This window comes from Pseudomonas sp. P106(2024) (assembly GCF_057480815.1).
This window is the reverse complement of sequence record NZ_JBLIYU010000025.1, coordinates 16,792-38,133: the sequence shown is the minus strand read 5'-3', so window position 1 is coordinate 38,133 and position 21,342 is coordinate 16,792. Positions and strand designations below refer to the sequence as shown.

Below are 21,342 nucleotides of genomic sequence, written 5' to 3'. Positions count from 1 at the left end.
GTCCGTACTCACAAGCACCCACACGAATTGCTTGATTCAATTTGTTAAAGAGCGTTTGGCTGAGAGCGTTTCGTCTCAACCGAGGCGCGCATTCTACGCCTTCCTCATTTGCTGTCAAGCGTTGTTTTGAAGTTTTTTTGAAGCTGCTTTTTGCAAAACACCTTCAACCTCAACAACTTACCGCTTGCCTCGTAGCGTTCAACGCTGCGAGGAGGCGAATAATACGCGGTTTGATTTCAGAGTCAACACCTTGATCTGAAAAAACTTTCGATCGCCATCCGGCGGCCGCTCGGCAACTATTCGATGCGGTTGCCGCTCTGTAGAGAAACACGCAAGCGGAGCGGCTGCCATGAGCGATGCACAGAACGAGAAGACCCCGGGGCTGTCGCCGGACGAAGAGCAGGAAGTCAGCCACAACCAACCGCCCCGGGCGGCGGTGCTGCACGAGATCATCCGCGCCCAGGGTGACCACGAACTGGAACGCACGCTCGCTGCCTTGTGGTGGTCAGCGCTGGCGGCTGGCCTGACCATGGGCCTGTCGTTGATGGCCATGGGACTGTTCTACGCCCGCCTGCCCGAAGGCGACAGCGCCCAGGTAATCGCCAGCCTGGGCTACAGCGCAGGCTTCCTGGCGGTGATCCTCGCCCGCCAGCAACTGTTCACCGAAAACACCCTGACCGCCGTGCTGCCACTGATGACCACCCCCACCCTCACCAACCTCGGCCGCCTGCTGCGCCTGTGGACCATCGTCCTGCTCGGCAACCTGGCCGGCACGCTGCTGGTAGCCTGGGTGATGCTCGAACTGCCGATATTCGACAGCAAGACCGATGTCGCCTTCCTGGATGTGGGCCACAAGGTGATGGAGAACGGCATCGGCCAGATGTTCGCCAAGGGCATCGTCTCAGGCTGGATGATCGCCACCATGGTCTGGATGATCCCGTCCATGGAGCACGCCAAGATCTGGATCATCCTGATGATCACCTACCTGATGGCCCTGGGCGACTTCACGCATATAGTAGTGGGCTCGGTCGAGGTCTCTTACCTGGTCTGGGCCGGCGAGCAGAGCTGGAGCGCCTTCTGGCTCGACTTCGCCCTGCCCACCCTGGCCGGCAACATCATTGGCGGCAGTTTCATCTTCGCCTTGATCAGCCATGCCCAAGTGCGCAGCGACAGCGGCAAGCCGCCCTCGAAACTGTTGAAGCACGACAAACAGGCCAGGAACTAGCGCGCGGCAACCGCCCGCTCGGACGCCCTGCCCCGCTGCGGCAATGGCCGCGGCCGCCACCAGTTCTGCCCCGGATGCGGCGAGTCGAGGCTGACTCGTTCGCCCATCTGTGGCGTGCTCAGCTCTACCTGGGCGGCATTGGCCAGTGTCAGGATACGCTCGAAGGGCTCCTGCCAGCTGTGGATCGACAGGTCGAAGGTGCCGTTGTGAATAGGCAGCAGCCAACGGCCCTTCAGGTCCAGGTGCGCCTGCAGAGTCTGCTCCGGCTGCATATGCACACTGGGCCAGGCGACGTTGTAGGCGCCGGTCTCCATCAAGGTCACGTCGAAGGGCCCGTAGCGCTCGCCGATCTCGCGAAAGCCGGCGAAGTAACCAGTATCACCGCTGAAGAACAGCCGCAGCCCTTCGTCGATCATCACCCAGGACGCCCACAGTCTGCGGTTGCTGTCGAACAACCCACGTCCGGAAAAGTGCTGCGCCGGCGTGGCGGCGAAGCGCACGCCTTCGACTTCGGTTTCCTGCCACCAGTCCAGTTGCCGCACCTTGGCCGGCGGCACGCCCCACTCGATGAGCAGGTCGCCGACTCCCAGCGGTGCGAGAAAGTGCTCGGTGCGCGGCGCCAACCGGCGGATGGCCTGCTCGTCGAGGTGGTCGAAATGATCATGGGACAGGATCACCGCAGTCAGCGGCGGCAGATCGTCGAGCGCCAACGGCGGCGCATGGAAGCGCAGCGGCCCGGCCCACTGCACCGGTGAGGCGCGCTCGGCGAACACCGGGTCGGTAATGAAGAAGCGCCCGCGCAGCTTGAGCAGTACCGTGGAGTGGCCAAGACGCCACAAGCTATGGTCCGGCGCGTCGGCCACCTGCTGGCGGGTCATCGTCTGCAGGCTCAGCGCAGCATCTGGCCGGGTTTGCGGCGGCTTGCGCAGCAGCAGGTACTTGACGCCGATGCGCAGCTTCTTGAGCACGCCATCCCTGGGCAGCTCGACCTGGTTGTGAAAGCGTCCGTCCCGGTGCGGTGCCGGCTCGCCGGCGGGGGTAGCCATGGGGACCATGAGCAGCAGCACTCCACAAAAGAAGAAGGCCTTCATAGTACTCCACAGGGTCGGATCAACCGTGAAATGGCTTGTAAGGTCATTTTTCGCCGATGAACGATTGTTCAACAATATTCACACGACTTATGCGATAAACGGCGCCCCACAGAAGAACGACAACCATGATCGATAACCGCAGCGGCAAGGGGCTCTCTTTCGTCAGGCGCATCTACCTGCCGCGCATCATCGGCCTGGGGATCGGCCTGTTCAGCGTAATGGCCGCCATCGCCCCGCTGAACCCGCCGCAGTGGGCCTGGGCCCTGCTGCTGTTCAATGGCCTGCTCTGGCCTCATGTGGCCTACCAATGGGCCCTGCGCTCGGCCACGCCTTACCAGGCCGAACAGCGCAACATCCTGCTGGACTCCTTTATGGGCGGGTTCTGGACCGCGGCGATGCATTTCAACCCGCTGCCCACGGTGACCATCCTGTCGATGATGACCATGAACAACGTCGCCGCCGGCGGCAAACGGGTGCTGCTGCGCGGTCTGCTGGCTCAACTGGGCGGCATGCTGCTGGCCAGCGCCCTGCTCGGTACCGGCCTGCAGCCCCAGGCCACGCAACTGCAGGTGCTTGCCTGCCTGCCGATGCTCACCCTCTACCCCTTGGCCCTGGGTTGGGTGTGCTACCAGTTGGCGATCAAGCTGGCCGAGCACAAGCGCCGCCTAAGCGCCCTGAGCCGCACCGACAGCCTTACCGGCCTGCTCAACCATGGCTCGTGGAAGGACCTGCTGCTGCTCAAGTTCCAGATCTGCCAGCAACAGCAGCTGCCGGCGGTAGTCGCCCTGATCGACATCGACCACTTCAAGACCATCAACGACACCTACGGCCATGTGGTCGGCGACTGCGTGCTGCGCCAGCTCAGCCAGGAACTGCGGCGCAACCTGCGCGAGGACGACCTGGCCGGGCGCTACGGCGGTGACGAGTTCTGCGTGATCCTCCCTGGCGCCCACGAAGCCCAGGCGTGCCAGGCCATGGAGCGCCTGCGCGAGCGCGTCGGCGCCTACCGCAACCCGCAACTGCCGGGCCTGCGCATCAGCCTGAGCATCGGCCTGGCGGACTTTCGCACCACCCTCGCCTCGCCCGAACATTGGCTGGAACAGGCCGACAAGGCCCTGTACGCCGCCAAGCACCAGGGGCGCGACCAGGTCAATTTCGCCCGCGGCGAGGCCGCCCTGCTCAAGCTGGCCTATCCTGACTGAACCTTCGCCCAGGCCCCGGGCGCAGACAGCAGTTGAAGGAGTCGCCCGTACATGGACAGGAACGTCGACCTTTCATCCTCCAGCCCCACTTCGCGCCTGCAGGTGCGCAGGCTGGTAGGCGCCTTCTGCGCTCTGTTCGGCCTCGCCTGCGTGTTCACCCTGGTGGCGCTGTTCAACATCGCCGCCACGCTGGACCGCCAGGCGCTGGAGCAGAGCACCTTCCAGGCTACCCAGGCACTGGAGCAGCGGCTGGTGGCGTCGCGCCAGTTCCTCTCCAGCTACGCCGTCTGGGACGCCGCCTACGAACATCTGGTAGGCAAGGTCGACTGGCAGTGGGCGTATGACGAGAAGAACGTCGGTGAGTCGCTGTACAGCGCCAGCGGCTACGAAGGCGTGTTCGTGATCGAGGATGACCGCACCACCTATGCCCTGTTCAAGGGCAAGCCCACCGACTCACCGGCCAGCGCCCATATCGACAGTCCCCTGGCGCCGATCACCGACGCGGCGCGCAAGGCGGCCCCGGCCCGCGAGCAGGTGGCCCACTTCGTGCGCTTCAACGGCTGGCCCGCGGTGCTCAGCGCGGCGGCGGTGCGCCCGGACAAAGATGTGACCGAGGCGGATGTGCGCCAGGCGCCGGTGATGGTGTTTATCGACCAACTGACCGAGGCCAAGCTCGCCGTGCTGGGCAAGGGTGCGGGCCTGACCGGCATGCGCCTGGAGAAAAATGGCGCCGCCCAGACCGGACAACCGCACATCGCCCTGGAGGAAACCGGCTATTACCTGGCCTGGAACACGCCGCTACCGGGTCGCCAGTTGCTCCACGCTTTCCTGCCGCCGCTGCTGGCGGTGCTGCTGGTGCTCGGCCTGGTGCTCCTGTACCTGTTCCGCCATGCCCTGCGCAGCTCCCGCGCCATCGACGACAGCCTGCTGCGCCTGCAGCAAAGCAACCGCGCCCTGGAGGCCAGCGAGCAGCGCTTTCGCGCAGTGGCCGAGGCCGCGTCGGACTGGATCTGGGAAACCGACCGCCAGCACCGCCTGACCTACCTGTCGCAGCGCTTCGTCAGCGTCACCGGCTACCGGCTCGAGGACTGGATAGGCCAGCCGCTAAACCAGCTGCTGGCCTGCGACACCACGCCCCTGCTGCCGTGGCTCGACAGCCAGGCCGACGACAACCCGCAGCAACTGGCCAACCTGCGCTGCAACTACGATGACGCCAGCGGGCAGAACCGCTACTGCCGCGTTTCGGCGCGCTCGATCGTCTACGAGGGCAAGCTCGCCGGCTTTCGCGGCACCGCCAGCGATATCACTGACGAAGTCGCCGCCCATGCCCGCATCCAGCACCTGTCGATGCACGATGCCCTGACTGGCCTTGCCAACCGCAACAAGCTGTCACGCCACCTTGAGCATGCGCTGTTGCGCGGCAGCGATTCACCGCCGCTGACCTTGCTGCTGCTCGACCTGGACAGTTTCAAGCCGATCAACGATTCCCTCGGCCACCCGGCCGGCGACGCGGTGTTACAGGAAGTGGCCGGTCGCCTGCGCGACACCACCCGCGAAAATGACCTGGTGGCTCGCCTGGGCGGCGACGAGTTCGTCCTGGTGCTGCATGGCCTGGACAATCGCAGCGAGATCGATCGTTTCTGCGCCCGCCTGCTCGAGTTGCTGCAGCAACCTATAATCTACGAGGGACAACAGTTGCATATCGGCGCCAGCATTGGCATCGCCCAGACCCGAATCCAGGGCTACGATGCCGGTGAGTTGATCCGCTACGCTGATATTGCGCTGTACCAGGCCAAAGCCGACGGCAAGAATACCTGGCGTTACTTCTCGCCAGAGATGAACCAGCAGATCCAGTACCGCCGACAACTGGAAAACGACCTGCGCCGGGCGATCAAGCAGCACGAGTTCGTCCTGCACTATCAGCCACGCTATCGCCTGTACGACCTGCGCATCGTCTCGGTGGAGGCCCTGCTGCGCTGGCAGCACCCCGAGGAGGGCCTGCTCGGGCCGGACACCTTCATTCCCCTGGCCGAGCAGAGCGACCTGATCGTGCCCCTTGGTCGCTGGGTGCTGGCCGAGGCCTGCCGCAATGCCCGCGACTGGCCCGACGAACTGCTGGTCTCGGTCAACCTGTCGCCGGCGCAGTTCTCCCGCAGCGATGTGGTCGCCGATGTGCGCCAGGTACTGCTGGACACCGGCTTCCCGGCCCAGCGCCTGGAACTGGAGATCACCGAGAACGTGATGCTCAACGACATCGAGGGCGCCCTGGGCACCATGCTCGCGCTCAAGGAGCTGGGCGTGCGCCTGAACATGGACGACTTCGGCACCGGTTACTCGTCGCTGGGTTACCTGCGCACCTACCCCTTCGACAGCATCAAGATCGACAAGCGCTTCATCGCCGGGCTCAGCAGCCAGAGCGGCAACGACCGGGCAGTGGTGCAGGCCATCATCAACCTGGGCAAGGCCATGGGGCTGACGGTCACCGCCGAGGGGGTGGAGACCGAGCAGCAGTTGCAGGCGCTGGACAGGGAGCAGTGCCATGAGGTGCAGGGCTACTACCTGAGCAAGCCGGTGGACCGGGCGGGTTTCGAGGCGCTGCTGGCGGGCCGCGAGGTGCGCCAGCAGGATGTGTCCTGACTCCCTCTTGATGCATGCCTTCAGCGCAGGCTGCGTTCAGCCACGATCTCCGGCAGGTCGGTGCGCTTGAGGTAGATGCGCAGCGGCTCGCCGATGTTCAGCCGATCGTCCACATGCTGCTCCAGCAGCAAGGCCAGGCGCTCCCGGCACAATGCCATGCGCGTGTCGGCCTCGGGGCGCCAGACGAACTCGTTGCAGGGGGTGATGCTGTCGTCGGCGACGTCCATGCCGAACGAATCTTCGGAAAACCGCACGATATGCATGCCGCGCTTGCCGTGGAAGCCGACAAAGCCCTTGAGCTGGTCGGCGGCGTCGCAGATGTCCTGGGAAGTGATGGCCATGGCGTAACCTCGCAAAATTCGGAAGTGACGCACGCAGGGAACGGTCACCTCTGGCGGGCGACGCGCAGGTACCAGCCTAACGCAACTGCGGGAACCTTCGCCACGCATTCTCACCCTTCCCGTTTCAGCCGGTTGGCGCCGCCACCGGGTCGACCTGCGACGCCAGCAGCGCCGCCAGCCAGTTCATGAACGCCTGGACTCGGCGCGGCACATGGCGCTGCCGGGCATACAGCAGCGACACCGGCATGGCCCGCGCCTGCCAGGGCTCGAGCAGCGATATCAGTTCTCCATTGCGCAGGTGTTCATCGACGCCCACCGCCGGTACCTGGATCAGCCCGAGCCCTGCCAGGCAGGCGGCGGAATAGGCTTCGGCATTGTTCACCGTGACCACGCCGGCCATGGCCTGAAAGCGCAGCTCGCCCTCCTGCACGTATTCGAACCCGGCGCTGCGGGCACCGAGGTTGCGCACGTAGTGGACCAACCGATGGCCGGCCAGATCCTGCAGGTTCCGTGGCACGCCGTGACGCTCGAGGTAGGCGGGGCTGGCACAGTTGCGCATACTCAGTCGCCCCACCGGGCGGGCGACCACGTCCAGTTCGCTGAGCGCGCCGATGCGCATCACGCAGTCGAAGCCTTCGCGCAGCAGGTCGACCTGGCGGTCAGTGCAACTAAGCTCCACTTCCAGGCGCGGGAAACGCTCGAGAAACCCTGGCAGCGCCGGCACAATCAGCCGCCGCGCCATCATGGTCGGCAGGTCGATGCGCAGGCGCCCGGTCAGCTCGGCATCGTCGGCGCTGAACAGGCTCTCGATCTCGTCCATGCCCGACAGCAGGTCCTTGCTGCGCTCGTAGAGCAAGGCGCCGTCCTGGGTGGTCTGCACCCGCCGCGTGGTGCGGTTGAACAGGCGCGTGCCGAGCAACCGTTCCAGCGCCCGCACCTGCTCGGAGACGGTCGAACGCGGCAGGCCCAGGCTTTCGCCGGCCAGGGTGAAACTGCTCAGTTCGCTGACCCTGACAAAGGTGCGCAACAGCTCAAGCTTGTTCATCACGGGCTCCGATTGTCCATTCAAGACGAACAGTATTTCCGGAATCAGTGGATTTAACAGCCATCAACCGATCAATAACCTGTCATTCAACCACCACCCCAACGAGGTAACCGACATGACTCGCAAGATCGCACTGATCACCGGCGCCAGCCGCGGCCTGGGCAAGAACACCGCCGAACACCTGGCCGCTCGTGGTATCGACATCATCGGCACCTACCACAGCAAGGCCGGCGAGGCCCACGCCGTGGCCGCCTCGCTCGAACAGGCCGGCGTGCGCGCCGCCATGCTGCAACTGGATGTCAGCGACAGCGCCAGCTTTGCCGCCTTCGCCGAGCGCCTGGGCGACACCCTCGAACAGCAGTTTGGCCGCCGCCAGCTGGACTTCCTGGTGAACAACGCCGGCATCGGCCTGAACGTGCCGTTCAGCGAGACCAGCGAAGTGCAATTCGACCAGTTGCTGAACATCCAGCTCAAGGGGCCGTTCTTCCTCACCCAGCGCCTGCTGCCGCTGCTGGCCGACGGCGGGCGCATCGTCAACATCTCCACAGGCCTGACCCGCTTCGCCCTGCCCGGCTACGCCGCCTATGCGGCCATGAAGGGCGCCATGGAAGTGCTGACCCGCTACCAGGCCAAGGAGCTGGGGGCGCGCGGTATTCGCGTGAACATTCTCGCGCCGGGCGCCATCGAGACCGACTTCGGCGGTGGCGTGGTGCGCGACAACCAGCAGGTTAACGACTACATCGCCAGCAACACGGCACTGGGACGCGTCGGCCTACCCGACGACATCGGTGCGGCCATCGCCCTGTTGCTGGAGGACGGCAATGGCTGGATCACCGGGCAGCGGCTGGAGGTGTCAGGGGGGATGTTCCTCTAGGCACACGTTGCCCAGTCGATGCGCAGTTCCTGTGTAGGAGCGGCCTTGTGTCGCGAAAGGGGCGCGAAGCGGCCCCAGCAATCTTTGCGTCAACGCCGAAATCCTGGGGCTGCTTCGCAGCCCTTTCGCGACACAAGGCCGCTCCCACAATCCTGGTCGTTCAAGCGCGGCTCAGGGCCTGATGCAGCGCTGCCACGGCGGGTAGTGCCAAGGCCTCATGGGACATGCACAATCCGACCCGACGGCGCAGCGTCAGGCCGCTGCCCGGCTGCCAGTAGACGCCCGGGCAACGCTCGACCAGCGACTGCGGCAACCAGGCCGCGCCCTGCCCGGCGGCGACCATGGCCAGGACCCGTTGCAACGAACCGGCCTGGCCGACCTGCTCCCCCCCGTCATACAAGCCCATCAAGCGTTGGTGCGACGGGTGCTGCGGGCAGGTGATCCAGCGTCCGTCCGGCTGGCTGCCGGTGGCCATCACCCGCACGAACGCTTCCTCCCACAGCGGCAGGAACAGTTCGTCCTCACAGCGCTGAGACTCGTCCGCCAGGCGTGCATCACCGTCGCAGCCCTCCAGCAGGGTCAACTGCAAGCCCGCCACCGCCTGGCTGGCCAGACGCACGCAGGCTTCGACCTGGGCCGGTGCGATGTCGGCCTCGATGCCCAGCGCCAACGGCACCCGCTCCTGCCCCTGACGAAACCGCAGGCGCAGGGCCTCGGCCTCGGCCACCATGCGGCAGGCCTGGGGATAGAGCTCGCGGGCCTGCTCGCTGACTTCGACCCCGCGGGCTTGGCGCAGGAACAATTCGGCGCCCAGCTCCTCTTCCAGCTGGCGAATGGTCACCGACAAAGTCGGCTGGGCCACGCACAAACGCTGGGCGGCTACCGTGATGTTGCGCGCTTCGAAGACGGCGATAAATGCCTTGAGGTGACGAATATCCATAGATAGAACCGATGCCAGCCAGAGAAATAAGCCGTTTTTCATGGCCGCAGACGCAATCTAGAATCCTGGCCATCGAAAGCGATTATGCCTGGGAGGCAACCATGAACAAACCCTTGATCATTGTCACTGGCGCCAGCTCCGGTATCGGCGCCGCCACCGCCCAGCGATTCTCCGCTGCGGGTCATCCACTGCTGCTGATCGCCCGACGCCTGGAACGCCTCGAGGCGCTGGCGCTTCCCGATTGCCTGTGCCGCGCCGTGGATATCCGCGACCGGGCGGCGCTGGTGGCTGCCGTGGCCGAGGCCGAAGCGCTGTACGGCCCGGCCGATGCCCTGGTGAACAACGCCGGGGTGATGCTGCTGGGGCAGGTGCACGAGCAGGATCCGGAGCAGTGGGAGCGCATGTTCGACATCAACGTCAAGGGATTGCTCAACGGCGTGCAGGCGCTGGTCGGCGGGATGATCGAGCGGCGCCACGGCACGCTGATCAACGTCAGTTCCGTGGCCGGGCGCAAGACTTTCCCCAACCATGTGGCCTATGTGGGCAGCAAGTTCGCCGTGCACGGGCTGTCGGAGAACCTGCGCGAAGAGTTGGCGCCGCATAATGTGCGGGTGGTGACCATCGCCCCGGGCGCGGTGGAGACCGAGCTGCTCGGGCACACCACCGACGAGGGTATCAAGCGCGACTACGAAGCGTGGAAGGCCAATGATATGGGCGGCGTGGTACTGAGCGCCGAGGATGTCGCCGGGGCGATCGTCTGGGCCTACCAGCAGCCGCAGCAGGTTTGCATTCGCGAGATCGTGCTGGCGGCGACCGCTCAACAACCCTGAGATGAATGCGCCCCGTTCGTCGGCAAGCCCCGCCCCGCGATGAAAATCCAGGCAAAAAAATGGGCGACCGAAGTCGCCCTAAATGCCTTGCGTGCTCATGGATCGGGAAGGATCAGCGCTGATTACGCTTTTTCGAGTCCTTCCAGATGAAAATGCCCAGACCGGCGAAGAACGCCAACATCAACCCGACCGTTACCACACCGGCGATAACCACGTTGTCGAAGAACATGTCGGCCCCTCCCTTGATGTGCCGTCATCCGATGGGTGCAAGGTAACCAATGCCGGGAGGGGGAAAATTGACCGGAGTCAATGGCGCCCGGAGCCGGGCGCGCGAGGCGGGTGCAGGGTTGACCTGCATCAAGTTTCAGCGCTTCTTGGGTTTGCCCTTGGGCTTTTTCTTCTTGGCCTGAGCCAGCGGCATGGCCTGCTCGAAGGCCTGGCGCATGTCGTTCAGGCGCTTGTCGTTGAGGTCGTGGATGCGTTTGGCGCGTTCGGCGCCGAAATCGATCAGGTTGTCTTGGCTCATGGCGGGCTCGACGGACAGCAGAGGCCTTTATGATGAAGGCAAGCGGCAGTGCTGACTAGTCAGACTTCGATATCCACCAGCAACCCCTGGCGCGTGCGCTCGCCCATCGGCGCCACCGGCACGGTGTTGTCGGCGTTGAGCTCTTCGCCCGGCACGGCCTCGTACCGATCGCCTTCAGCCTGCTTGCGCCTTTTTTGCTGACGGCGTTGCTCGTCGCGCAGCAGCAGGGCCTGCTCTTGGGGATCACGATGATTCTTCAGGTCAATGGTGCCATCGCTGGAGGTCGGCTGCGTGGGTACCACCGGCGCAATGGTCGGCGGTGGCTTGACCGGGTCGTGTTGCGAGGTCACGGGGGCGGCACTGAGCGGGATGATCGGCGGCAGCATGGTGGGTCTCCTGTAGCCTGGTTGTCGGCTGGTGGTGCGCCGCCTTGAATGCCTGCGGTCAAAGGTGTGCGGCGTGTCACAGCGCCGCACTGCGCTGGATTATAGCGCGGGATTACTCAGCCTCGTCGTCCGGGTCATCGTCTGGCGCGGCGCTCGACTCGCTCCAAGGCCGCTTGTAGACCTGCTGCCAGACCGCGTCCATGTGCTTGCGCACGACCTGCGGGGCGCTCTTGAGCGAGGCGCTATCCTCGCGCTCGCCGCCGAACGCGTCTTCACCGGGCGGGCTGATCAGCGACTGGCCGGTTATTGTGTAGATCGCTTGGCCCTCACGCATCTCGATGGCGATGTCGTGGGGGTCGATGCCGCCGCCGCAGAAGGCGTGGCTGGCCACGGTGACTTCGGCGACGCCGTCCTTGTTCAGGTCACCGACATCGCTGACGTCGGTATAAAAGTCGACGTCCAGGTCCAGTCCGGCGCAGGTGGTCTCCTGCTCGATCTGCCAGCGCGCCTTGAAAGCATCACCGCCGGCGGCGCGGCCATACAAGGTGGCCTTGAGCACCACCTTGTCGACTTCCTCCTCGGTGTCGGGGTCGGTGGCCTGACCATCGACACGGCTCAGCACCAGCAGGCCTTCACCCTCGCGGTCGTGGAAGTGCACACTCTTGATCGGTGTCTGCACACCGAGCACCTCGAGTTGCTCGACCGGAATCGGCGGCAGGACTTCGAAGCTCTTCTGTTCGCAGGCGGCCAGCAGCGCGAGGCTGCCCAGGCCCAGAGTGACGTTCAACCAGCGGTGCTTGGCAACCATGTTGGCGCGTGGCCCTCGTGACAGGACGGTATTCGTCGATGAAAGCGCTAGACTCTTCACATTCATTGGTCTGGCGAAGCCGATCCGTTAACATAGCCGGCTTTTTCATCGCGGGAGTTTTGGCAGTATGGCGCAGCAGTATCAACCGGGGCAACGCTGGATCAGCGACAGCGAAGCCGAGCTCGGTCTTGGGACCATCCTGGCGCAGGATGGCCGTCTGTTGACCGTGCTCTACCCGGCCACGGGCGACACCCGCCAGTACTCGCTACGCAATGCGCCGCTGACCCGCGTGCGCTTCTCGCCCGGCGACCTGATCACCCACTTCGAAGGCTGGAAGCTGACCGTGCAGGAAGTCGAGGACATCGACGGCCTGATGGTCTACCACGGCATCGATGGCCAGAACCAGCCGCGCACCCTGCCCGAGACGCAGCTGTCAAACTTCATCCAGTTCCGCCTTGCCAGCGACCGCCTGTTCGCCGGGCAGATCGACCCGCTGTCGTGGTTCTCGCTGCGCTACAACACCCTGCAGCACACCAGCAAGCAGATGCTCTCCCCCTTGTGGGGCCTGGGCGGTGTGCGCGCCCAACCCATCGCCCACCAGTTGCACATCGCCCGTGAAGTGGCCGACCGCATCGCTCCCCGGGTATTGCTGGCCGACGAAGTGGGCCTGGGCAAGACCATCGAGGCTGGCCTGGTAATCCACCGCCAGCTGCTGTCCGGGCGGGCCAATCGCGTGCTGATCCTGGTACCCGAGAACCTCCAGCACCAGTGGCTGGTGGAAATGCGCCGACGCTTCAACCTGCAAGTGGCACTGTTCGACGCCGAGCGCTTCATCGAAAGCGACGCCAGCAACCCGTTCGAGGATGCCCAGCTGGCGCTGGTCGCCCTGGAATGGCTGGTCGAGGACGAGAAGGCCCAGGACGCGCTGTTTGCCGCCGGCTGGGACCTGATGGTGGTCGACGAAGCACACCACCTGGTCTGGCACGAGGAACAGGCCAGCGCCGAGTATGCGCTGGTCGAGCAACTGGCCCAGGTCATCCCGGGCGTGCTGCTGCTCACCGCCACCCCGGAACAGCTCGGCCAGGACAGCCACTTCGCCCGCCTGCGCCTGCTCGACCCCAACCGTTTCCACGACCTTGCCGCCTTCCGTGCCGAGAGCGAAAACTATCGCCCGGTCGCTGAAGCGGTGCAGGAACTGCTCGACGAAGGCCGTCTGTCGGCCAAGGCCCACGCTACTATCCAAGGCTTCCTCGGTGCCGAAGGCGAAGCCCTGCTGGCCGCGGTCAGCGATGGCGACAGCCAGGCCAGCGCCCGTCTGATCCGCGAGCTGCTCGACCGCCACGGTACCGGCCGCGTGCTGTTTCGCAACACCCGCGCGGCAATCCAGGGCTTCCCCGAGCGCCAGCTGCACCCCTACCCGCTGGCCAACCCCGACGCCTACGCCGAGCTGCCCTCGGGCGAGCGCGCCGAGTTGTACCCGGAAGTGGCCTTCCAGGCCCAGGGCGAGACCGGCGACGACGAGCGCTGGTGGCGTTTCGATCCACGGGTCGACTGGCTGATCGACACCCTGAAGATGCTCAAGCGCACCAAGGTCCTGGTGATCTGCGCCCACGCCGAGACCGCCATGGACCTGGAAGACGCCCTGCGCGTGCGTTCCGGCATCCCGGCCACGGTGTTCCATGAAGGCATGAGCATCCTCGAGCGCGACCGTGCCGCCGCCTATTTCGCCGATGAGGAATTCGGCGCCCAGGTGCTGATCTGCTCCGAGATCGGCAGTGAGGGCCGCAACTTCCAGTTCGCCCACCACCTGGTGATGTTCGACCTGCCGGCGCACCCCGACCTGCTCGAGCAGCGCATCGGCCGTCTCGACCGGATCGGCCAGAAACACACGATCCAGCTGCACATCCCGTACCTGCAGGACAGCCCGCAGGAGCGCCTGTTCCAGTGGTACCACGAAGGCCTCAACGCCTTTCTCAACACCTGCCCGACCGGCAACGCCCTGCAGCATCAGTTCGGCCCGCGCCTGCTGCCACTGCTGGCCGACAGTGACGAGAAGAGCTGGAGCAAGCTGGTGGCCGAGGCCCGCGCCGAGCGCGAGCGCCTGGAAGCCGAGCTGCATACCGGCCGCGACCGCCTGCTGGAGCTCAACTCCGGCGGTGCCGGCGAAGGCCAGGCGCTGGTCGAGGCCATTCTCGAACAGGACGACCAGTTCGCCCTGCCGATCTATATGGAAACCCTGTTCGACGCCTTCGGCATCGACAGCGAGGACCATTCGGAAAACGCCCTGATCCTCAAGCCGAGCGAGAAGATGCTCGATGCCAGCTTCCCGCTGGGCGACGACGAAGGCGTGACCATCACCTACGACCGTGGCCAGGCGCTGTCGCGCGAGGACATGCAGTTCCTCACCTGGGAACACCCGATGGTCCAAGGTGGCATGGACCTGGTGCTGTCCGGTTCGATGGGCAACACCGCGGTTGCGCTGATCAAGAACAAGGCGCTCAAGCCCGGCACCGTGCTGCTCGAACTGCTCTACGTCAGTGAAGTGGTCGCCCCCCGCAGCCTGCAGCTGGGCCGTTACCTGCCGCCGGCGGCGCTGCGCTGCCTGCTGGATACCAACGGCAACGACCTGGGCCCGCGGGTGGCGTTCGAAACCCTTAACGACCAGCTCGAAAGCGTGCCCAAGGCCAGCGCCAACAAGTTCGTCCAGGCCCAGCGCGACGTGCTGGCCAAGCGCATCGCCGCCGGCGAGGCCAAGGTCCTGCCGACCCACAACGAACGCGTGGCCCAGGCCCGGCAGCGGCTCACCGCCGAGGCCGACGAGGAACTGGCGCGCCTGACCGCGCTGAAGGCCGTGAATCCGAGCGTGCGTGACAGCGAGATCGATGCCCTGCGCAAGCAGCGTGAAGAAGGGCTGGCGGCGCTGGACAAAGCGGCGCTGCGCCTTGAGGCGATCCGGGTGCTTGTCGCGGGTTGATCTCAATAGAGGTCATCGCGGGGCAAGCCCGCTCCCACGAGCCCGTCAGGGATTCGAGGGAGCGGGCTTGCCCCGCGATCGCTTCGGCCAGTCGATATTCATTTAGACCATCCAGCTATTGCCTTCATATCCAAATGGTAGAAATCAAAGTGCCATTAATCAGGAAGGCTTAAGCACCCGTTTCTATACTCCTGCAGGAACAGTCTCCATCCGTGCTATTTGGGGACGAGTGAAGACTCGACGAAGAGGCCTGCAATGGAGTGGCTGGGACTGCAATTGTTCGCCGAGCTGCCGGCGACCGGACAGATCATCCTCGACTGCCGACACAACCCCTTCCTGGTGCTGCTCGCCTTCGTCGTGGCCAGCGCCGCCTGTTTCGCCACCCTGGACATGAGCGAACGCCAGAGCCAATGCGAGGACCGCTTCGCCCGTCGGCAATGGCGAGTGCTTGGCGCCTGCTGCCTGGCCGGCGGGATCTGGGCCATGCACTTCATCAGCATGCTGGCGTTCCAGGCACCGCTGGAGATCCACTTCGACGCACCGCTGACAGGCTTGTCGCTGCTGGTGGCCCTGCTCGCCGCCTGGCTGGCGATGAACAGCCTCAATCGCAGCGAAATGCGCCTGCGCCACTATCTGCAGACCGCGCTGTTCATCGGCCTGGGCATCAGCATCATGCACTACACCGGCATGGCCGCCCTGCAGACCAGCGCCCAGCAGTACTACCAGACCGGCCTGCTGCTCGCCTCCATCGGCATCGCCGTGCTCGTCAGCCTGGTGGCGCTGCTGATGGCCCGCTACTTCCGCAAGGGCAGCGGCACCTTGCACCTGTTGCTCAAGTACGGCGCCAGCCTGCTGATGGCCGGCGGCATCGTGCTGACTCATTTCACCGGCATGGCGGCCATGACCCTGGTGATTCCCGGCGAAACCGCCCTGCGCCTGCCCTCGGCCGACAACAGTCTGCAGTTGGCACTGACCATCGCTGTCATCACCCTGCTGATCAGCGCTGGCAGCATCAGCGCGGCGCTGGCCGACAAGAAGCTGCAGAGCAAGGAGCACGACCTGCGCCGGGTCAATGTGTTGCTCAGCCAGCTCGACCAGGCCCGGGCTTCGCTGCAGCAGGCAGCCCACTACGATGCCCTGACCAACCTGGTCAACCGCCGCGGCTTCAACCAGGTGTTCGCCGAGCGCCTGGCCGAACAGGCCGCCCATGAGGGCATGCTGGCGGTGATGTTCCTCGACATCGACCATTTCAAGCGCATCAACGACAGCCTCGGGCATGCCGCCGGCGACGAACTGCTCAAGGTGATCGCCGGCCATATCAAGGCCGCCACCCGCGGTCAGGACCTGGTGGCGCGCTTCGGTGGCGATGAGTTCTGCATCGTCACCAGCCTCAACAGCCGCGACGAGGCCCGCCACCTGGCCCAGCGCATCATGCAGCGGATGAAGGAGCCGATCGACCTGGCGGGCCGGCGCATGGTCATGACCACCAGCATCGGCATCAGCATCTTCCCCGATGACGGCCAGAGCACCGAGGAACTGCTGAAGAACGCCGACCTGGCGCTGTACCAGTCCAAAGGCTGCGGGCGCAACAGCCTGAACTTCTTCAACAGCGGCCTGAAGACCCGTGCCACCTTGGAGCTGCAACTGGAGGAGGAACTGCGCGTGGCGCTGTTCGAGGAGCGCGGCCTATGCGTGCACTACCAGCCGATCTACGACCTGCGCAGCGGCCAGGTGGCCAAGCTCGAGGCCCTGGTACGCTGGCAGCACCCGCAGCACGGCCTGCTCAGCCCCGAGCGTTTCATCTGCATCGCCGAGGCCAACGGCCTGATCGCCGAACTGGACCTGTGGGTGCTGCGCCGGGCCTGCGAGGATCTGGCCCAGCTCAATCGCCACGGCTATGGCGAACTGAAGGTCACGGTGAACTGCTCGGCGCTCACCCTCGGCCGCGAGGAGCTGGCCACCGAGGTGGAGATGGCGCTGTTCCAGGCCGGCCTGGCGCCGCGCCAGCTGGAACTGGAGGTCACCGAAAACGCGCTGATGGGCGACATTCATCACACCATCAGCCTGCTCAAGCGCATCCGCGCCCAGGGCGTGGCGCTTTCGATCGACGACTTCGGCACCGGCTATTCGTCATTGGCCTACCTGAAACGGCTGCCGCTGGACGTGCTGAAGATCGACCGCTCGTTCATCCAGGACGTGCCGGGCAGCCAGAAGGACCGGGAAATCGTCCAGGCAATCATCATCATGGCCCACACCCTGCACCTGAAGGTGGTCACCGAAGGCGTCGAGACCGTCGAGCAGCATGAGTTCCTCGCCAGCCATGGCTGCGACTACCTGCAGGGCTACCTGCTCAGCCGGCCGGTGCCGCTGGCCGAGCTACGGCCGATCCTCGAACGCCTCGACCGCCAATCGGGCGAGCTCAGTCCTTGTTGCGATACAGCGTTACCAGAGTCGCCGGATCTTTTTGCAGATAACCCTGGCTACCGTGCAGGCGCATCAGCTGCGCGGCGAGGCCACTGAGCGGCGTCGCCGAGCCCTGCTCGCGGGAAAACTTCACCGCGGTATCGAGGTCCTTGAGCAAGGTGCGCACGTGCCACTTGACCGGCTCGAAGCGGCTCTCGGCCATCTGCGGGGCAAGGATCTGCAGCGGCCTGGAGTCGGCGAATCCACCGGCCAGCGCCTCGGCGATCAGCCGCGCATCGACCCCTGACTGCTCGGCCAGGGCCACCACCTCGGCGATCACCAGCGCATTGCAGGCCACGATCATCTGGTTGCACGCCTTGGTCACCTGGCCGGCGCCCACCGCGCCCATGTGCGTGACTTGCTGGCCCAGGGTCAGCAGCACCGGCCGCGCCCGCTCGAGATCATCGGCCTCGCCGCCGACCATGATCGCCAGGGTACCCGCCTCGGCCCCCGGCGTGCCGCCGGACACCGGTGCATCGAGCCAGGCCATGCCGCACAGGGCGGCCAGCTCGGCGGCCATTTCACGGGTGGCGGTTGGCTCCAGGCTGGAGAAGTCCACCAGCAGCTGACCACTGCGCCCGCCATGGACGATGCCCTGCTCGCCGAACACCACCTCGCGCACCACCGCCGTGTCGGCCAGGCACAGCAGCACCATGTCCGTCGCCTGGCACAGCTCGGCGGGGCTGGCGGCCAGTTGCGCACCGGCGGCGACCAGCTCGGCGCACTTGCCCGGACTGCGGTTCCACACGGTCAACGGATACCCGGCGGCCAGCAACCGACGGCACATCGGCAGGCCCATCAGGCCAATCCCGGCAAAACCCAACGAAGGCAATGCAGTACTCATGAGCGACTCCAGATTAAAGAAGCGTGACAAACGGACGATGCAATGCGGGTGCGAACGGAAAAACCTTAGTCCGACTAAGGAAACCCCCTATCGCATAAGAAAAAGACGCACTGATAAAGTCGCGAAATTTCTCCGTGATGGCTAGATGACATGCATCACCGGGAAGCCAACCACTCCAGGCAAATGGCGCACTATGACCTCTACGAACACTTCTGCCAATGCGGTCCCCGAGCCGACCCTCAGCCCCACTTCGCTGACTGCCGGCAGTGCTCGAGACCTTCCCGCCGCCCGCAGCATGCCGGCGCAGCAGTACCTGTACTTCACCGAGCAGGACATCCAGCGCATCCTCGACAACCTCGACGGCCTGCGCGACCTGGTGTTTCCGCCGAACCTGCACGTGGAGGACGAGGACCAGCTGCGCCTGGAGCAGCAGTTCCCGTCGGTGTGCCTGATTGGCCTGGGCCGCTGCGGCTCGAACATCGCCCTGGACGTGGCGGAACTGGTATACAACGCCCGCACCTTCTTCCTCAATGAGTACAACAACGAGGACCGCTTCAAGGGTGAAGCAGGCTACAGCCCGGCGCGCTGGATCCGCCAGAACCTGCGCCTGGTGCAGAACAAGGCCGCCAAGCCGGTGTTCCTGGTCGAGCCGCTGGTGATGCTGGGCGACCTGGACAAGGACATCGCCGGGCGCATCCGCTTCTCGCGCAAGGGCGAGCGTGGCGGCTTCCTGCGTGACTACAGCAAGATGAAGATCATGGACCTGTCCGAGGTGCATGCCGGGGGTGCCGGTAACGCGCCGATCCTTGGCCAGTACCTGGCCAAGATCATCCTCAACAAGGACACCCAGCGCTTCTCCAGTGCCGACTGGAAACTGATCCACTCGTACCTGATCGACTCCTGCGGCATCAAGGCCAACCAGTCGCGCCTGTACTTCTACATCTTCAGCGCCGGCGGCGGCACAGGTTCAGGGATGGCCTCGGAATTCGGCCTGGCCCAGCAGTACTCGTACATGAACAAGACCTTCGACACCAAGCCGGCCGACGAGAACGACGGCAAGAGCGGGCACTCGTTCGTCTTCGAGCCGATCTTCACCAGCGGCATCTGCGTGCTGCCCAACGCCTCCGACCACCGCAGCGAAATGTCCGAGGCGCTGCACATCAACGCCGGACGCCTGCTATGCAAATACCTGTCGGAGGAATGGGACTTCTCGTACAACTTCGACAATGAAGACAGCAGCGAAGCCAGCGTCATGGGCCGTATCCGCCCATGGAACGCGATGATGCTGATCTCCAACGACATCATGCGCTACGCCGAGGAGAGCGATGACGGCACGATCCAGAACATCGACGTCAACGCCATGGAGAAGCACGCCAACCAGTACATCTCCCAGCAGATTTTCAACATCCTCACCGCCCAGGCGGTGACCACCGACTACGACCAGAACTACTTCCGTCGCGCCGGCATCGACATCGGCGAGACCATTCGCCTGGACGCCAACGACCTGTTCATGAGCCTGGCCGGCCCCGTGGCCATCGCCTACGCCGAATCGGTGGTGCCGGAAGTGCCACCGGCAGGGTCGGACAAGTTCAAGGTGTTCGAGCGCGAGCAGCCGCGCCTGGATATCGACGACCTGTTCTTCCGCTCCATCGACCTGCCGCACTTCAACAAGCAGACTCAGGCCATCGAGGGCATCAGCCTGCTGCCGATCGAGTCGCGCCGCTACCGCGCCGCGCTGGAGCAGTACCAGGCCTCGGGCTACGACGCCGCGGCCCTGCACGACCTGCACTTCTTCAAGAACTGCTCGTCGGTGGTGTCGATCGTCTCCCTGCCCAAGGACTACAAGCTGTCGTACATGGACCTGAACCGGCTCAAGACCCACCTCAACAGCCTGTTCCCCAACACCACGCTCAAGCGCTACGCGTTGGTGATCGGCGCCTCGGCCAACCTGTCACTGACCACCCTGATCGCCAAGAGCCCTTGCCTGTCGGACGACTTCCTGACCCTGATCGTGGCGTTCATCAAGCGCTGCTTCGCGCGTAACCCGTACCGCTTCGACGACACCATGGACAACGCGATCCTGGAGTTCATCACCAGCGAGCACTTCGATGAAGACAGCATCGACGACCTGCTCAACGAGTTCGAGAACCCGGCGAAGATCCTCGACACCAACTGGTACGCGATCAAGCCGATGTACGAGAAGAAATACCGCGAGCTGATCAACGACAAGAGCCGCTTCGTCTCGATCAACGATATCCGCCTATCGCGCGAGTGCGTGAAGAAGGCAGTGAAGTACCTGCGCGAGATCTTCCGCCATCGCATCGGCAAGACCCGGGTGATTTCGCTGAACAGCCATACCGGGCGCGTGGACTACTGAAAACCATCGCGGGGCAAGCCCGCTCCCACGAGGAGGCTTCGTGGGAGCGGGCTTGCCCCGCGATCATTTCGGCGGCGTATTACGCATGCCGTAAACTGTTACCGCCCCGCCAAATCACCCCGCCACTGTTACCAACTTCCACCTTACGTGAGCGTCAACGCGCACCATCACGAGGCGTATGCGCGTTTTTGCGCACTAAAAAAGCGCTTGCTTATTCCGCTTTCTTCGCCTGGATCACGATGAACGGCGAAACCACCACCGCCCAGATCTCTGGATCGCGGGTTTGCAGGTCGAGCGCCTGCTCAGCAGACACCGCTCCGACAGTGCCATCATTACGCCACTTGGCGAAGATCTCGCTGCGATTCTCGGCCATCGCCTCGGCAACGGTGATCAGGTCGAGGCTGGGATCGACCCAAATCAGGTCACCCTTGGCCCAGAAACGCTCCAGGGCTTTCCACTCGATGACGGCGGTCTCGCCGAGCAATTTGGCATAGAGGGTGCTTACTTGATCAGTCATGGGTCTACCTGCGCAAAGATCGTCCAACAAAAAGGCCGGCATTTTTGCAGAAAAACCTGGTTTCAAATACGTAATTTGGTCGATCAGGCCCGAACTTGTGGGGGCGGGCCGCGGATACCGGCAAAGTGATGGCGCTTTTCTGTATCTTTATGTCGACCAGGCGACACCCCTCGAAACAGACGCTTTTCGCCCGCTTTTCAAGCGCTCGGACGGCGCTCTACACTGTACCGGTACAGTTCCGGGACATGTTCCGGGGGAAGGT

Annotated in this window: 18 protein-coding genes; 8 read left to right on the top strand and 10 right to left on the bottom strand. The window is 64.5% G+C overall.

Annotated features, from left to right (window positions below; translation table 11 throughout):
• Window positions 1–349 precede the first annotated feature (349 nt).
• Entirely contained in the window at window positions 350–1,225 is an 876-nt protein-coding gene (locus AC25M7_RS24740) for a formate/nitrite transporter family protein (protein WP_236180785.1), read from the top strand.
• Here the strand turns inward: AC25M7_RS24740 and AC25M7_RS24735 are convergent.
• On the bottom strand, window positions 1,222–2,316 hold the full coding sequence (locus AC25M7_RS24735) for an MBL fold metallo-hydrolase (protein ID WP_062363820.1): 1,095 nt from the start codon (window positions 2,314–2,316) through the stop codon (window positions 1,222–1,224). The two genes, AC25M7_RS24740 and AC25M7_RS24735, sit on opposite strands and share 4 nt — an antisense overlap.
• 125 nt (window positions 2,317–2,441) lie before the next feature.
• Here AC25M7_RS24735 and AC25M7_RS24730 point away from each other — a divergent pair, with 125 nt between their 5' ends.
• Window positions 2,442–3,518 (top strand): diguanylate cyclase, encoded by a 1,077-nt coding sequence (locus AC25M7_RS24730; protein WP_036986507.1) that lies wholly within the window; start codon window positions 2,442–2,444, stop codon window positions 3,516–3,518.
• Between the two features lie 51 nt (window positions 3,519–3,569).
• Window positions 3,570–6,155, top strand: coding sequence for a bifunctional diguanylate cyclase/phosphodiesterase (locus AC25M7_RS24725; RefSeq protein WP_062363824.1), 2,586 nt, complete (start codon window positions 3,570–3,572; stop codon window positions 6,153–6,155).
• Between the two features lie 20 nt (window positions 6,156–6,175).
• Here the strand turns inward: AC25M7_RS24725 and AC25M7_RS24720 are convergent, their stop codons facing one another.
• Window positions 6,176–6,496: a DUF2025 family protein gene (locus tag AC25M7_RS24720; RefSeq protein ID WP_028692106.1), complete on the bottom strand. Its 321-nt coding sequence runs from the start codon at window positions 6,494–6,496 to the stop codon at window positions 6,176–6,178.
• 124 nt (window positions 6,497–6,620) lie between these two features.
• Window positions 6,621–7,541: a LysR family transcriptional regulator gene (locus AC25M7_RS24715; protein ID WP_028692107.1), complete on the bottom strand. Its 921-nt coding sequence runs from the start codon at window positions 7,539–7,541 to the stop codon at window positions 6,621–6,623.
• Between the two features lie 115 nt (window positions 7,542–7,656).
• Between AC25M7_RS24715 and AC25M7_RS24710 the strand changes: the two genes are divergently transcribed.
• A complete protein-coding gene (locus AC25M7_RS24710; protein ID WP_486971585.1) occupies window positions 7,657–8,415 on the top strand; it encodes an SDR family NAD(P)-dependent oxidoreductase in 759 nt (252 codons plus the stop codon).
• A 160-nt stretch (window positions 8,416–8,575) separates the two neighbouring features.
• Here the strand turns inward: AC25M7_RS24710 and AC25M7_RS24705 are convergent, their stop codons facing one another.
• Complete coding sequence (locus AC25M7_RS24705; protein ID WP_028692109.1) at window positions 8,576–9,355, bottom strand: LysR family transcriptional regulator; 780 nt, start codon at window positions 9,353–9,355, stop codon at window positions 8,576–8,578.
• Between the two features lie 101 nt (window positions 9,356–9,456).
• Here AC25M7_RS24705 and AC25M7_RS24700 point away from each other — a divergent pair, with 101 nt between their 5' ends.
• The gene (locus AC25M7_RS24700) at window positions 9,457–10,185 is read left to right on the top strand and encodes an SDR family oxidoreductase (RefSeq protein ID WP_028692110.1); all 729 of its coding nucleotides are present in this window, start codon (window positions 9,457–9,459) and stop codon (window positions 10,183–10,185) included.
• Window positions 10,186–10,297: 112 nt separating this feature from the next.
• Here AC25M7_RS24700 and ccoM read toward each other — a convergent pair whose 3' ends face one another.
• The 4 genes from ccoM to AC25M7_RS24680 form a co-directional block, all read right to left on the bottom strand.
• Window positions 10,298–10,414, bottom strand: coding sequence for a cytochrome c oxidase subunit CcoM (gene ccoM / locus AC25M7_RS24695; protein ID WP_023629476.1), 117 nt, complete (start codon window positions 10,412–10,414; stop codon window positions 10,298–10,300).
• Between the two features lie 135 nt (window positions 10,415–10,549).
• Window positions 10,550–10,711, bottom strand: a complete 162-nt coding sequence (locus AC25M7_RS24690; RefSeq protein WP_096048546.1) for a hypothetical protein — start codon at window positions 10,709–10,711, stop codon at window positions 10,550–10,552.
• Between the two features lie 59 nt (window positions 10,712–10,770).
• A complete protein-coding gene (locus tag AC25M7_RS24685) occupies window positions 10,771–11,097 on the bottom strand; it encodes a hypothetical protein (protein ID WP_028692111.1) in 327 nt (108 codons plus the stop codon).
• Window positions 11,098–11,209: 112 nt separating this feature from the next.
• Entirely contained in the window at window positions 11,210–11,905 is a 696-nt protein-coding gene (locus AC25M7_RS24680) for a M949_RS01915 family surface polysaccharide biosynthesis protein (protein ID WP_486971584.1), read from the bottom strand.
• 127 nt (window positions 11,906–12,032) lie between these two features.
• Between AC25M7_RS24680 and rapA the strand changes: the two genes are divergently transcribed.
• Both rapA and AC25M7_RS24670 read left to right on the top strand, forming a co-directional pair.
• Complete coding sequence (gene rapA / locus AC25M7_RS24675; protein ID WP_028692113.1) at window positions 12,033–14,879, top strand: RNA polymerase-associated protein RapA; 2,847 nt, start codon at window positions 12,033–12,035, stop codon at window positions 14,877–14,879.
• A gap of 255 nt (window positions 14,880–15,134) precedes the next feature.
• A complete protein-coding gene (locus AC25M7_RS24670; protein ID WP_069015995.1) occupies window positions 15,135–17,399 on the top strand; it encodes a putative bifunctional diguanylate cyclase/phosphodiesterase in 2,265 nt (754 codons plus the stop codon).
• On the opposite strand, the gene AC25M7_RS24665 is transcribed toward AC25M7_RS24670, so the two are convergent.
• Window positions 17,299–18,186, bottom strand: a complete 888-nt coding sequence (locus AC25M7_RS24665; protein ID WP_486971583.1) for an NAD(P)-dependent oxidoreductase — start codon at window positions 18,184–18,186, stop codon at window positions 17,299–17,301. The two genes, AC25M7_RS24670 and AC25M7_RS24665, sit on opposite strands and share 101 nt — an antisense overlap.
• Window positions 18,187–18,379: 193 nt before the next feature.
• On the opposite strand from AC25M7_RS24665, the gene AC25M7_RS24660 reads away from it, so the two are divergent.
• Window positions 18,380–20,563: a hypothetical protein gene (locus AC25M7_RS24660; protein WP_028692116.1), complete on the top strand. Its 2,184-nt coding sequence runs from the start codon at window positions 18,380–18,382 to the stop codon at window positions 20,561–20,563.
• Between the two features lie 211 nt (window positions 20,564–20,774).
• Here the strand turns inward: AC25M7_RS24660 and AC25M7_RS24655 are convergent, their stop codons facing one another.
• The gene (locus AC25M7_RS24655; protein ID WP_062363838.1) at window positions 20,775–21,080 is read right to left on the bottom strand and encodes a DUF2288 domain-containing protein; all 306 of its coding nucleotides are present in this window, start codon (window positions 21,078–21,080) and stop codon (window positions 20,775–20,777) included.
• Between the last annotated feature and the right edge of the window lie 262 nt (window positions 21,081–21,342).

What these genes read in the sequence shown, in the direction of transcription:
- AC25M7_RS24705 (WP_028692109.1), bottom strand. Translation starts at nt 9,355, where the DNA reads ATGGATATTCGTCACCTCAAGGCATTTATCGCCGTCTTCGAAGCGCGC.
- AC25M7_RS24735 (WP_062363820.1), bottom strand. Translation starts at nt 2,316, where the DNA reads ATGAAGGCCTTCTTCTTTTGTGGAGTGCTGCTGCTCATGGTCCCCATG.
- AC25M7_RS24680 (WP_486971584.1), bottom strand. Translation starts at nt 11,905, where the DNA reads ATGGTTGCCAAGCACCGCTGGTTGAACGTCACTCTGGGCCTGGGCAGC.
- AC25M7_RS24710 (WP_486971585.1), top strand. Translation starts at nt 7,657, where the DNA reads ATGACTCGCAAGATCGCACTGATCACCGGCGCCAGCCGCGGCCTGGGC.
- AC25M7_RS24740 (WP_236180785.1), top strand. Translation starts at nt 350, where the DNA reads ATGAGCGATGCACAGAACGAGAAGACCCCGGGGCTGTCGCCGGACGAA.
- AC25M7_RS24725 (WP_062363824.1), top strand. Translation starts at nt 3,570, where the DNA reads ATGGACAGGAACGTCGACCTTTCATCCTCCAGCCCCACTTCGCGCCTG.
- AC25M7_RS24685 (WP_028692111.1), bottom strand. Translation starts at nt 11,097, where the DNA reads ATGCTGCCGCCGATCATCCCGCTCAGTGCCGCCCCCGTGACCTCGCAA.
- AC25M7_RS24700 (WP_028692110.1), top strand. Translation starts at nt 9,457, where the DNA reads ATGAACAAACCCTTGATCATTGTCACTGGCGCCAGCTCCGGTATCGGC.
- ccoM (WP_023629476.1), bottom strand. Translation starts at nt 10,414, where the DNA reads ATGTTCTTCGACAACGTGGTTATCGCCGGTGTGGTAACGGTCGGGTTG.
- AC25M7_RS24665 (WP_486971583.1), bottom strand. Translation starts at nt 18,186, where the DNA reads ATGAGTACTGCATTGCCTTCGTTGGGTTTTGCCGGGATTGGCCTGATG.
- AC25M7_RS24720 (WP_028692106.1), bottom strand. Translation starts at nt 6,496, where the DNA reads ATGGCCATCACTTCCCAGGACATCTGCGACGCCGCCGACCAGCTCAAG.
- AC25M7_RS24715 (WP_028692107.1), bottom strand. Translation starts at nt 7,541, where the DNA reads ATGAACAAGCTTGAGCTGTTGCGCACCTTTGTCAGGGTCAGCGAACTG.
- rapA (WP_028692113.1), top strand. Translation starts at nt 12,033, where the DNA reads ATGGCGCAGCAGTATCAACCGGGGCAACGCTGGATCAGCGACAGCGAA.
- AC25M7_RS24670 (WP_069015995.1), top strand. Translation starts at nt 15,135, where the DNA reads ATGGAGTGGCTGGGACTGCAATTGTTCGCCGAGCTGCCGGCGACCGGA.
- AC25M7_RS24660 (WP_028692116.1), top strand. Translation starts at nt 18,380, where the DNA reads ATGACCTCTACGAACACTTCTGCCAATGCGGTCCCCGAGCCGACCCTC.
- AC25M7_RS24655 (WP_062363838.1), bottom strand. Translation starts at nt 21,080, where the DNA reads ATGACTGATCAAGTAAGCACCCTCTATGCCAAATTGCTCGGCGAGACC.
- AC25M7_RS24690 (WP_096048546.1), bottom strand. Translation starts at nt 10,711, where the DNA reads ATGAGCCAAGACAACCTGATCGATTTCGGCGCCGAACGCGCCAAACGC.
- AC25M7_RS24730 (WP_036986507.1), top strand. Translation starts at nt 2,442, where the DNA reads ATGATCGATAACCGCAGCGGCAAGGGGCTCTCTTTCGTCAGGCGCATC.